11 protein-coding genes are annotated in these 12,825 nt (G+C 46.8%); 6 read left to right on the forward strand and 5 right to left on the reverse strand.

The window, feature by feature from the left end:
• Positions 1-93: 93 nt before the first annotated feature.
• The 3 genes from ACX0G9_RS21640 to ACX0G9_RS21650 all read right to left on the reverse strand — a co-directional run bounded on the left by ACX0G9_RS21640 (position 94) and on the right by ACX0G9_RS21650 (position 4,300).
• Entirely contained in the window at positions 94-2,697 is a 2,604-nt protein-coding gene (locus ACX0G9_RS21640; RefSeq protein ID WP_459067045.1) for a M1 family metallopeptidase, read from the reverse strand.
• A 201-nt stretch (positions 2,698-2,898) separates the two neighbouring features.
• Positions 2,899-3,222 (reverse strand): DUF4907 domain-containing protein, encoded by a 324-nt coding sequence (locus ACX0G9_RS21645; protein WP_459067046.1) that lies wholly within the window; start codon positions 3,220-3,222, stop codon positions 2,899-2,901.
• Between the two features lie 34 nt (positions 3,223-3,256).
• On the reverse strand, positions 3,257-4,300 hold the full coding sequence (locus ACX0G9_RS21650; RefSeq protein ID WP_459067047.1) for a Kelch repeat-containing protein: 1,044 nt from the start codon (positions 4,298-4,300) through the stop codon (positions 3,257-3,259).
• Between the two features lie 481 nt (positions 4,301-4,781).
• Between ACX0G9_RS21650 and ACX0G9_RS21655 the strand changes: the two genes are divergently transcribed.
• The 5 genes from ACX0G9_RS21655 (at position 4,782) to ACX0G9_RS21675 (ending at position 10,613) form a co-directional block, all read left to right on the forward strand.
• A complete protein-coding gene (locus ACX0G9_RS21655) occupies positions 4,782-6,197 on the forward strand; it encodes a DUF4270 family protein (RefSeq protein ID WP_459067048.1) in 1,416 nt (471 codons plus the stop codon).
• 33 nt (positions 6,198-6,230) lie between these two features.
• On the forward strand, positions 6,231-7,499 hold the full coding sequence (locus ACX0G9_RS21660) for a hypothetical protein (RefSeq protein WP_459067049.1): 1,269 nt from the start codon (positions 6,231-6,233) through the stop codon (positions 7,497-7,499).
• 60 nt (positions 7,500-7,559) lie between these two features.
• Positions 7,560-8,330, forward strand: a complete 771-nt coding sequence (locus ACX0G9_RS21665; RefSeq protein ID WP_459067050.1) for a LytR/AlgR family response regulator transcription factor — start codon at positions 7,560-7,562, stop codon at positions 8,328-8,330.
• Between the two features lie 117 nt (positions 8,331-8,447).
• Positions 8,448-9,299, forward strand: a complete 852-nt coding sequence (locus ACX0G9_RS21670) for a type 1 glutamine amidotransferase (RefSeq protein WP_459067051.1) — start codon at positions 8,448-8,450, stop codon at positions 9,297-9,299.
• A 111-nt stretch (positions 9,300-9,410) separates the two neighbouring features.
• Positions 9,411-10,613: a hypothetical protein gene (locus ACX0G9_RS21675; protein WP_459067052.1), complete on the forward strand. Its 1,203-nt coding sequence runs from the start codon at positions 9,411-9,413 to the stop codon at positions 10,611-10,613.
• 14 nt (positions 10,614-10,627) lie between these two features.
• Here ACX0G9_RS21675 and ACX0G9_RS21680 read toward each other — a convergent pair whose 3' ends face one another.
• The gene (locus ACX0G9_RS21680) at positions 10,628-11,182 is read right to left on the reverse strand and encodes a YncE family protein (RefSeq protein ID WP_459067053.1); all 555 of its coding nucleotides are present in this window, start codon (positions 11,180-11,182) and stop codon (positions 10,628-10,630) included.
• A gap of 109 nt (positions 11,183-11,291) precedes the next feature.
• On the opposite strand from ACX0G9_RS21680, the gene ACX0G9_RS21685 reads away from it, so the two are divergent.
• Positions 11,292-12,083, forward strand: coding sequence for an SDR family oxidoreductase (locus tag ACX0G9_RS21685; RefSeq protein ID WP_459067054.1), 792 nt, complete (start codon positions 11,292-11,294; stop codon positions 12,081-12,083).
• Here the strand turns inward: ACX0G9_RS21685 and ACX0G9_RS21690 are convergent.
• Entirely contained in the window at positions 12,080-12,760 is a 681-nt protein-coding gene (locus ACX0G9_RS21690) for a hypothetical protein (protein ID WP_459067055.1), read from the reverse strand. The two genes, ACX0G9_RS21685 and ACX0G9_RS21690, sit on opposite strands and share 4 nt — an antisense overlap.
• Between the last annotated feature and the right edge of the window lie 65 nt (positions 12,761-12,825).

Below are 12,825 nucleotides of genomic sequence, written 5' to 3' on the forward strand. Positions count from 1 at the left end.
GGCATGCTTTATTGTAAAAGTAAGCATGCCCATTCTATCCATTTTTGCGTCGCGACCGGGGCTAAGCCCCAGTACCCCTATTTTATCTGACTATTATTTAAAATCCGTATCCACCACCCCCTGATTCACTTTAATACTTTGAACAGTCAGGTCTAACACGACTTCGCCTTCGTCATCGTTGAAATGATAAGGGAATTTGATCCCGCTGGCATCCCGGTAATCATCCATATCCAGATTTTTTGATCCGCCTTGTTTATCGACATGCACTTCCCGTAATTTATATCCGGTAGCCACTTCATAATAATTGGTGACCAGGCTTCCGGAAGGATAGGTAACTTTTACCTCATAAGCATCCTTTCCATTGATATTTTTTATGCTCGTCAGCTCCGTTTTATATCCGCCGGCCAGGTAGTTTATTTCAGGGAAAAGCAGGCTAACTTCTTTGATCGCTTTACGGCTTTCCTCATCGAGAACAGGTGTCTGACCCATTTGGGTGATCTTTGCGCTATCCCCGTTCACCAACAGCCTTACAGCTGTCATATTCATATCCGGGAGACTGATCTCCAGCAAATACTTATCAGGAGTTTTATATTTTTGGGTCCGGACTATTTTCTGACCCTGTACTACTCCGCCAGACACGATCACCAGATCTTTAACGGCAGCCAATTTATCCTTACCGCCGGTGGCTTTCAGATAATTATTAATGACATCCGCAGCCGAAACGCCCGGAGGCACCGGTTTTACGGAAGCTGAACCGTTCCAGGAATTATTCGAAGGATCGATATCCGGGAATTCATGCAAAGGATCGATCACAATCGATTTTATTTTGGAAACAGAGGCATATGCAAAAGTCTTGGTCCCGCCTTTCTGCCAGATTTCTACAGGTAAAGTCAGGGTATCGGTTTTTCCATTTTCCTGTTGAATGGCCAATATGACCGGCATAGCCATTTCTTCCAGGTTCTCGACCGTAATCAACGCACCTTTGGCAGGATCATTATCGGCATATTTTACATCTTTCACACTTTGATCCAGCTTCCAGTTATTCAATATCCATCCTCTCCAGAACCATCCCAGATCTTCTCCTCCGACATTTTCCATCGTACGGAAGAAATCCCAGGGTGTAGGATGTTTGAATGCCCAGCGTTTGATATAGGTCCTGAAGGCAAAATCGAATCTTTTTTCACCCAGGACATGTTTTCTCAACAAATTAAGCGCCATCGCAGGTTTGGCATAAGCTGCCACTCCAAGGTTTGCGCTGTTCAGTACATCGGGAATGGTCATCAGCGCCTCAGAGGCCGCGCTGAAATAGTACTTTGCGCTCCGCTGCGCATCTTCCTTCTCCTCATATTCCCCTTTATTAAAAACCTTGGTATCGACTCCGTTGATAAAAGTATTGAACCCTTCGTCCATCCAGGCGTATTTCCGTTCATTGGAACCTACGATCATGGGGAACCAGTTATGTCCGAATTCATGATTGGTCACCCCCCAGAGACCGCCCTGCCTGCTGCGGGAGGAGCAGAATACGATGCCGGGATATTCCATCCCGTTGACGATACCGGCCACATTGGTTGCTACAGGATAAGTAAATTCGTACCATTGCTGGGAATATAGTTCAATGCAACCTTTCACGTATTCGGTAGAACGACCCCAGGCGCTGTCGCCAACACTTTCTGCGGGATAAACGGATTGGGCCAGGGCCTTTTTGCCGCTTGGGAGATCGATCCTGGCAGCATCCCATACAAAGGCACGGGAGGCGGCCCATGCCACATCACGGGTCTGATTGCAGCGGAAATGCCAGGTCAGGCTCTTTTTGGACAGGTGTGAACCCGGATCTGTAACATCTTCCAGGGTTCGGATAAAGACGGTCTTATCACTGGCTTTTGCCTTGGCCATCCTGCCTTGCTGGGCCGGGGTGAGCACTTCTGCCGGATTCACTAATTCCCCGCTTCCTGTAACGACCAGATTCGAAGGCGCAGTGATCGTATAATCGATATTCCCATATTCCAGGTAAAACTCACCGGCTCCCAGATAAGGAAGAACATTCCATCCATAAACATCATCATATACGGACATGCGCGGATACCATTGGGCGATCTCGTAGATCCATCCGTTCTTCGTATTCAAACGGCCCATGCGGTCCGTTCCATATTCCGGAACTTCAAAAGAATATTCAATTTTGATCTGCAGATTTCCTCCCTCTGCCTTTAGTGCGTCATTTAAGCGGATCTGCATGCGCGTATCGGTCACCAGGTAATCTGCTTTGGAAGAAATTCCGTTACGGACGATCGAAACGGATTTGATTACCTCGCCTTGCGTATAGGATTTATTAGCCCATCTGCCGCCTGTTACCGGGCTTGTATACTGACCCCTTGAGTCCTGCCGGTAAATATTCTGATCGAGCTGCAGCCAAAGGAAAGGAAGATTATCCGGACTGTTATTGGTATAGGTAATGGTCACGGCCCCTGTCAGTTCATGTTTGGCCGTATCCAGGGTGGCATTGATCGAATAATCCGCCTTGTTGCCCCAATATTTGCCGCCCGGAGCGCCGCTTGCGCTACGGTATACCGTGCCGTTAGCGGGATAGAACAAAGGGTCGAAAGCCTTGTGCTGATCATAACGGGAAGCAGGCTGCGTCTGGTTATAGGCAGAGAGCGCAGGTAAAAGGAACAGGAGGAATAAGAATTGAATTTTTCGCATAGTTCAAAAAATGGTGAAAATTAAAAAGTATGTAAAAGGAACGATCTGCAAAGTAAGGAGTACTCCTGATGAAGAGAAATTATTTTTAGGATAGTGAGTTCCAGCCTTTTGCTGAGTTCACAAATTGAGCTCCACTCATTTATGAACAAAAGACCCGTACACGGGTGCACAGGTCTTTTGTTTATGAAAAATTTATGGTAGTTATTTCTGCGATACCACGGAATCCCGGATACCCATTTCCCTGACTTCTTTATCCGTTACCATCGGAATCTGGCCCAGACTAAGCCGGTCTACCACTTTTTGACCGACCTGGAGAGCGTCTTCTTTGGAACGGAAGGCATGCCCGCCGGACACTGCCGGGATAGAATTCTGGTGAATAAAGATCTTTCCGTCCGCTAAAATGTCATACCCCCAACCTAAAGGCGTCTGAATCGGGCGTAATTCGATGAAGACATGATCCTTTTTCCAATTGGTCTTCATTCGTATCCCGGTATAAGCAAGAGCTCCGGTGGCTACTATTAACAAACATGGGATGCCCCATTTACGAAATGTTCCCTTATTAATCATACTGATTGTAGATCTGGTTGGGGAAGAATTCACGGCAATCGTTAAATCCTGCACCGCTCAACCCTGTAGCGATGAATCCCCTGTTCTGAATGGTAAAACCTACTGCACCTCTTCTCGCAGCGCCTTCATAAGGAGTTTTTTCCGTCCAAAGATCGCTGGCAAAATCATATTCCCAGGTAAAGCTATAGAGCGTACCGTTTTCGCCGGTAGTGATATATCCTTTATCTCCGGAAGTGGTGCCGGTAATTACGAAACCTGCCGCATGATAACGGGCGATATTGGTATAGGCGTCATCATAAGTACTGGGATTGGTGTTGTATATATCACGCAACCTTGTCCAGGACTGTCCATCGGGTAAAGAAGGATCGAATTTCCAGAAATCGTAACAGGCATTGCCTACAGCCCACTGTGAACCGGGAGTGTAGCCGGTTACCAGGTAACCTTTTCCATTATAGATCCAGGTCAGGGCCTGTGACCGTGGGGAGCCGGGCATATTGGTCAGTTGGGACCAGGTATTGGAACCCGGATCGTATTTCCATACATCGCCGAAATAATAGTTGTTATCCGTACCGGTCAGGACATACCCTGCATTGTTTAAACCAAAGGCTGACGCATCAAAACGAGGGTAGCGCTGTATGCTGGTACCCAGGCTGTCGATGGCCGTCCATGCACCACCTTCCCCTACGGAAGGATCATAGGCATAAAAATCGCTCAATGGCGTATGGCCATCTTTCGTTCCCGAACCAAGATATCCCAGGTTACCTATGGAAAAAGCAACTGCACCTTGTCTTCCGCCACCGGGAAAGGAGGTCATTTGTTTCCAGGCACCATATGCACTGTCATAGCCGGTAGGGCCTGCAGGAATAGCAGTAGCCGTATAACGGAACATAATATCCAGCCGGTTATTCGGATCATTGGGATTATAACCTGTCGCTACATAAGCATTATTACCTAAAACAAAGGAAGCGCCAAAGCCCATGGGTATTCCGGCAAAAGTCGCCCGGGAAACCCAGTTCCCATTTTGAGTGTAATTCAAGCTAGCTTTGGAACAAGAAAATAGGACCCCCAGTAACATTAATGAGAACAAAGCAATGTTAATCCGCTTCATATTTTTTTGATATTTTTCGCTAATGTATTAGAAGTCGCCATACCAATTTAGTTAAAATGTATTATCGGACATTTTTAATAGACAATATGGCATTTTTCATATACTAAAAAAGAAGCCTCCTGTTCCCTATTCATTTCCGGGCATTCTGCCAGACTTACTTCCTGCCTATTTAACTGAAAAAGAAGGAGAAACGGGCAATCACCTCCTTCCCGCCCAAGGCCCTGTTCTTCCTTTCAATAAATTCAATTCGTATATGAAAATGGGCCATTTGTCGATTTTTTATTCTTTTTTATACATACTAACAAAATAGTAACAGTTAGGCCCCTTATTATTGCAGAAATTGGCTAAAAAAGTCCGGGTATCGGCACTCCCCGTAAGATCAAGCCATAGCCGGAATAAGCAAATCAGCATGACTATTATACCAAATTACCTGAAAAAAGAGCGATTTTTTCTTTTATCTTCTTGTTTGGCCCTGTTTTCCCTGGTCTCCTGCCAAAAACAACCCGTCCTCAATTTCGGAAGTCAGTTCATTTCCGATAATAACGGGGCGAATATTGTACTGGTAGATACCGCCTCAGTTTTCCTTTCCACCGTTTATAGCGACTCGACCGCAACGGCAGGAACCGGTTATCTTCAGATAGGAGAGTTCAGGGACCCCTATTTCGGCACGATCAACTCAAGGGCGTTTATGCAGGTGGCTCCTCCCAGCCCCATTCCCACCATTACCGTGAACGATGGCTATGATTCCATCGGCCTGATCTTGTTGTTTAAAAAGGGAAATCCCTATTATGGGGATACTACTGTTTCACAAAGCATTTCCATTAATCAGGTAAGTACGCTTTATCAATTGAATTCCTTTCAAAGGGGCTTTTTCAGTAATTCCAGCTTCCCGGTCGATCCGGTTGAGTTAGGCAGAGGAAGTGCTACGATCGCTCCCAATATCCCTTATACCGATCAGGGTTTCGGGGATACCGTTAAAATAAAAATGAACGATCAGTTGGGTCTTCAATTGTTCAACATGATCTATAACAAATCGGATACCATCACCAAATCGGCCGATTGGCTGGCCTGGTTCCATGGTCTTTGTCTCTCTGCGACGCCCGGAACCCGGGGAGCTATCTTTGGTTTTCAGGACAGTGCGATCATGCGTATCTATTATCACCAGGCCGCAGCCTATACGGCCTTTAAATTCATCGATTTTAATGTAACCAACAGGGGCTTTCAATTTAACAATATTGTCACCGACTGGACGGGCAGCCCGCTTGCAAAAGTCACCAGGCCTGGCCCTAACCCGCAAACTCCTCCTGCCACACCTTCCGATTCAACGGATCATGCCGCCTACATACAGACTATGACAGGGCTCAACGTGAAAATGACCTTCCCGTATCTGAGCGGGATCTCAGCACGAGCAGATTACCTGAGCATCCTGCGGGCGGAATTGACCGTAAGGCCAATTCCGGAAAGTTTTGGAACGACGCAGAAACTACCCCCGCAGATGGGCATCTACCAAACCGATCATAATAACCTCATAGGATCTCCCCTGGTTGGTTCGCTAAGCGGATCCGGAGGTATACAGACCGGCAACCTGGATCTGGATTACCTGTCTCCGCTCAATACTTCTTACACTTACGATGTCACCAATTTTGTCAAATACCAAATTTTAAATAACAGCACTACCTCCGGTCAGAACGGGCTCATGTTGAGCATCCCTTTCCCGGCAGCAGGCAATTCGTTCCTCAGGGCAGCACTGACAGATCAAACTTATCCGGTGAAGCAGCGGATAAGGCTGAGCGTGTATTATATTTCCCTGTATCCCCATAAATAACTAACCATTACGTATACCAACCCGGTCATAACAATGAAACGAAATATTCTTATAACTCTGCTTTCCGTTTCATCCCTTGGGGTGCTGGCGCAGGGAAATTATGCGCCTTTTTCCCAAATGGGTCTCGGAGATATTGAAAATAACTATTACAATCGTACATCAGGGCTTGCCAATACAGGGATTGCCTACCGGTCAAACAGCTTTCTGGTCAATAATAACCCGGCTTCCTTCAGCGCGCTGAGCGATCAGTATTTTAATGTGGAGATGGGTATCCGTGGAAGTTTGGTTAATTATTATGGTACACCGGTCGATCCTGCCAATAAGCAGTCAGGCGATATCACCTTCCGGAAGTTCGCTTTTGGGATAAAACTGGCCAAACATTGGGGTACCAGCGTGGGTTTGGCTCCATACAGCACCCAGAATTATCAGTTTAACGTTCCCTATTTTTTCGCGGGAAGCGCTACCCAGATAGCTAATCAATCCTATGAAGGTCATGGAAGTATCAACCGGGTATACTGGGCGAATTCTTATGATTTTTTTCATCATGTTTCACTCGGGATCGATGCCGGATATCTTTTCGGACAGCTCAACCAAAAAAATTCCATACAGAATCCCGGAGGGAACGGGGCAAGCCTGGTCTCTACCACCAATAACGTAAATCTGCGTAATATGCAGGTGAACTACGGTATCCAGGTATATGGCAAACTGGGTAAAAAATGGGATTATACCCTGGGAGGAACGTTCTCCAATAAAACTTCCCTGCTGGCCAGCACCACCCAACAGGTCCTGGACAATGATTCCGTAACCCAGCAGGACGTTGTACTCGGGCAACAGAACCTGACCCTGCCCAATACCTTTGGCGCCGGCTTTGCACTGACCCACAACTCCAAATTCACTTTTGTCGGTGATTATAAATACCAGGCCTGGACTGATCAGGCCAAGATGAATAATTATCCCGGCAAAGATTATAGCCTGGTGAACAGCCAAAGGGGATCGATCGGCTTCGAGATATCAAAAAAGAAGATTTTTTATAACAGCAAGGTTGAATTAAGTTATTTTCAATCGGGGATTTATTATGGCAGCTCCTACCTGCAGATCAACGGCAAGCAGATCGATGACAAGGGGATTACGGTTGGTTTTGGTGTCAATTCCCTGAAAAATCTGCTGGCCTATAATATTGTCTTTCAATATGGCATCAGGGGCACCCAATCCAACAACCTGGTTGAGGAAAGATATGCGAATGTTACATTTCTGATCAATTACGGAGCTATCTGGTTTACCAGGGGAAGAAAGTTCAACTAAGCTGCATTTCGGACTTTTCGACTTTTCGGGCTACATTAGCGGAAATTTTCAGTTTACCTGATGCCCCATTCATCTAATTCCGGTTTTGATTTCCGTCATCCCTTGAGAGGTTTTCCCAGCATGGGCATATTAAACTGTATTGTCGTAGAGGACAATAACAAACAAAGCGCTTTGTTAAGGGATTATATTGCCAAGACTCCCCGGCTCAATTTTGCCGGAAAATGCGAATCAGCCGGCGAAGTTTACCCATTGGTCACCCAGGTCAAAGCGGATATTATTTTTTGGGATATACGCCTTTTAGACAACCGGATCATGCTCAGGCTAAAAGAAACCGGCTATTTTCCTATTGTCATATGTATAGCCGACAAACTGGAACAGGAAAAAAAGGAAACGGAAATGGATGTATTCAGTTATCTGAACAGGCCCCTCTCCTTTGAACGGTTTCTCTCGACCATCGGCAAGATCCAGGATTATCTCTCCACCACCTTTTATATTCAGCACGCCAGGAACAACCGTTTCGTCTTCATCAAATCGGAGTATAAGATCATAAAGGTTAAATTCGAGGATATTCTCTTTTGTGAAGGCATGAAGGATTACACCCAGGTTTACCTGAGAGGAAAAGTCGATCCGATCCTGACCCTGAACAATTTAAAATCATTTGCCCTTAAACTGCCTTCAGAAGAGTTCATCAGGGTCCACCGTTCCTTCATCGTATCACTCACCCACATAGATTCCATTGCCCGTAACGAGATCTATATCGGTAAAAAGATCATCCCGATAGGAGATAGTTTCAAGGATGATTTTTACCTGATCGTGGAGCGAAATTCCTAGTCTCTTTTCCCGCAGCTTCACTCCCCTCCCCTCTTAACGGACAGATAATCCCCTGTTTCCGCCATCCGGGCTCCCTGTCCCAAAAAAATCCTTAGTTTTGCAGGGAAGAAAACTATCATGGACAATCGGCAAACAATACGGGTAGCGATCCTGGATCTTTATGAAGGACAGGCCAATCAGGGCATGCGTTGTTTGCGTGAGCTACTGAAACAATATGGAGTGAACCATGGATTGAAAATCCATACCGATGAATTTGAAGTAAGACTCCAACAACAGGTTCCGGATCTGTCCTATGATATCTATATTTCCAGCGGAGGGCCCGGCAGTCCGCTCGAAAGTGCAAACAGTGGGTGGGAGGCAGCTTATTTCGGATGGCTCCGGCAGGTAGAGGAATATAATAATGATTATACATCTGACAGCCTTGCCAAAAAGCAGGTATTCTTTATTTGCCATTCCTTTCAGTTGGTCTGCAGGCATTATGGCCTTGCGCAGGTCACCAATCGTAAATCCACTGCATTTGGCGTATTCCCTGTCCATCTTCAGGAAGATGGCAAACAGGAACCGGTATTCAAAAATTTACAGGATCCCTTCTACGCGGTGGACAGCCGTAATTTCCAGGTGATTCAGCCGGATCAGGATAAATTGAATCAGATGGGAGCCCGGATACTTGCCATCGAAAAAGAACGCCCCCATGTCCCCTTGGAAAGAGCGATCATGGCTATCCGCTTTAACGATTATATGATCGGCACTCAATTCCACCCGGAGGCAGATGCGATCGGTATGAGTATGTACCTGCAGCGTGAAGACAGGAAAAAGATCGTGATCGCCGAACATGGAAAAGAAAAATGGAGCAGTATGATCGAACAGCTCAATGATCCGGATAAGATCCTTTGGACTTATGCACGGGTGATTCCTGATTTCCTGGACTATGCCCTTCAATTCAGGCATGCCCGTTCCGCGGCCATTTGATTAGGCCCCAATGGCCGGTACACCTAAAGTGTTCCTAATCCGATCCTGGGTCCCCGGCCTGCAATGATCCCGGAAAAACTCCGTAACTTTCCCTTAAACAAGCACAGTCCCATGGTACCTGCTTTACGGAAAGCATTCAACGAAGCCTGGTCTTCTTCTTTATATGAAACTTTTTTGAAGGATCTCCATAGCAACTATCCGGGGGCTATAGCGTTCCGTATCGCCGAAACACCCGTTTTCATTCCCAAAACATTTGCGGCCAAACTTATCGATGCGGGTGAAACCATCATAGACCTTATTACCGATCCGGGATTCAAGCGTTTGACCGACAGGGCCATCCCGCCGGAAGATAATGTTCCCAATGAGAACGGACACAGCCATTTTCTCGCTTTTGATTTCGGTGTCTGTATAGACGAAACTACCGGAGAAATGCAACCGCAGTTAATCGAAATGCAGGGTTTTGCCAGCCTTTACGGTTTCCAGGTTTATTATCCCGATCTCTACCGGAAACATTTTTCCATCCCTGAAAATTACAGCCAATACCTGAACGGCCTGGATCATATATCCTACCTGGAGGAATTGAAAAAAACCATCCTGGGTAATCTGCCGGCGGAAAATACGATCCTGCTGGAATTGAAACCCCATGAACAAAAAACCCGTATCGATTTTTACTGTACACAGGATTACCTGGGCATTCAGCCGGTATGTCTGACGGAATTGATACAGGAGGGAAAAAAACTTTATTACATTCATGCCCTGACAGGTCAGAAAACCCCCATCAGGCGTATTTATAACCGGATCATCTTCGATGAGCTGCATGCCGCAGAAGACAAACTGGGGCCACATGTAGATATCCGGCAGGACCTGGACGTCGAGTGGATCGCACATCCCAACTGGTTCTACCGGATCAGCAAATTCACGCTTCCCTTTATCCGTCATCCGTTCGTGCCGGCAACTTTTTTCCTGAATGAAATCAAGCAGCCTCCGGCCGACCTGGAAAATTACGTACTAAAGCCATTGTTCTCTTTTGCCGGACAAGGAGTGGTGATCGATGTCCAGCCTTCGGATCTTGATTCGATCAAAGATCCGGAGAACTGGATCCTGCAGCGCAAAGTTAAATATGCAGACCTGATCCCGACGCCGGATATACCGGCCAAGGTAGAGATCCGTATGATGTATCTCTGGAAAGACGGTGACCCGCGTCCAACCCTGGCCATCAATCTTGCCCGTCTCAGCAAAGGAAAAATGATCGGTGTGCGTTACAATAAGGACAAGGAATGGGTCGGCGGAAGCGTTGGTTATTTCGAAAAGTGATCTACTTCTTTCCTTCAGGTCTGAGTAAATATATACGCATATCCCTCTGCATAAATATAAATCCCTCCGGACCGCGCATCGAGGGCAAATGCAGTACATCCAACAGGAATGGATAGCCGTTGAAGGATTTTATACACCGTCCGGCTTTGCTGGCGTAGAATGGTAAGTCCGCCTTCGTCACTGCAACAATACAGGAGCCTTGTTTCCGGATCAAAAAGAATTCCTCCAATACGCTCCTCAAAGGGAATTTCAGCGATGTTCTCCCCGGTCGCCTGATCGGAAACGGCTATTTCTCTCCCGTCAATGATTGTAAAGTACAATTGGTTTTCCTTATCAGAAGCAAAAGGCGGATCGGACTCTTCTCCTTCCCTTTCCAGATGAACCAGCAGCAAGGTCAGATCAGGGTTGACTACTCCAGATCCAAGGACAGGTCTTCCGCCATCCGGCAGCATCCTGATTTTCTTTAGAAAAAAATAATCCCTGAATTTCCTCTCCCTGGCATTTATGGTATACACAATGACAAGCATTAACAGCGCCAGGACAGCCAGTATTTTTAATACTTTTTCCATAATCATTATTGCAGGACAGGTACAGCCAATGTACTTAAATTATTATGAACCGGTAAATGTAGGCATTCTTTCCTTTCAATCTTTACCTTTACTTCTCAAAACACTCCTTATGGACCTTCAATTAAACGGGAAAACAGCCATCGTCCTGGCAGCCAGCAAGGGACTTGGAAAGGCATGCGCTATGGCGTTAGCGGCTGAAGGCGCCAATGTCGTCATCGGCGCCCGCGACCCCGAAACCCTGGGGCAAACAGCTGAAGAAATCCGCTCTTTAGGAAAAGGCAGTGTACTCTCAGTTGTTATGGATGTAAATAAACCGGAAGACGCAGAACGTATGCTAACTTCCACACTGCAGGAATTTGGCAGGATCGATATCCTGGTCAATAATGCCGGCGGCCCGCCTTTTGGAAAATTTGAATCCTTTAACGAAGCAGCCTGGCAATCGGCCTTTGAACAGAACTTCCTGAGTGTGGTGCGGTTCAGCCAATGGGTGATCCCCCATCTGAAACAAACCGGCAGCGGTCGGATCATCAATATCCTCAGTCTTTCCGTGAAGACCTTCCTGGCAGGATCGGTTCTTTCCACCAGTCTCCGTATGGGCGTTGCCGGTCTGTCCAAAATGCTGGCCAATGAACTGGGCCCTTTTAATATCACGGTTAATAACGTAGCGCCGGGAATCATCCTCACGGATCGTATCAAAGACACCGTATTAAAAGACGCTCCGGCCGGGGCAAACCTGGATGACTTACTGTCAGCAAGGACCAGGGACATCCCATTAGGCAGGATTGGCAAACCGGAAGAGCTCGCAGCCCTTGTAGCCTTCCTTTCCTCTCCTCTGGCCGGCTATATAACCGGCACAACTATTCAGGTAGACGGGGGATCGGTAAAAGCCACCGCTCCCTAAGGCATTTCATCCGGTTTTTTGCTGACAATATTTATATTTACTGCCCAATCCGCTAACAGGTAAACCAACTCCAATTCAACCTTAACATCGGCATACCTCCAATCTCCTGCAGGAAGCCGGAGGGTACTTGTCGTAAAGGGAGTCTCTTCCCTGGCCGGCTCAAATTTGCCTTTCAGGAATACCTGGGTATTGTCGGCGAGCAGGAGATACGAACCTTGTAATTTACCAAACAAAGCCCGGTACTGCAAGGCAGCCTTTCCAAAATCGTCGCTGCTGTACATCCTTGCCTGCCAACTGGCCGTAGTGTCTCTTTTTGAATGATAACGGGTGACGATGCAAGACGCTGCGTTGGGCAACAGAATGGTTGATGCATAATTTTCATATTCTCCTTCAGCCAGCAGCAATTCACCGGAAACACTTTGCAGATTGTGAGGAAAATCATGCAGGATGGCCTCGATGGCTTCCGGGAAAGGAAGTGTCCTGGTCCCCATGCGGGACAAAGAATCCATAAGGGCGACCGAATCACTTTGCAAGGCCGCTTCCCGGAGAACCAGCGAATCGGCATGATTAAGCGATCCTGCCCTTGCGGATGGACCAGCCTGGATCAGAACCGGGTTTTGAGCGAATAAGAAAGAACAGGCCACTAAGGCCACGAACAGGGTAAAAAGGGTTTTCATTCGATAGGAGTTTTCGCAAGGGTACAAAAAGTGCAGGATGTATCATAGAACAGCTTATCCACTTT

Source organism: Flavitalea flava, from assembly GCF_054461575.1.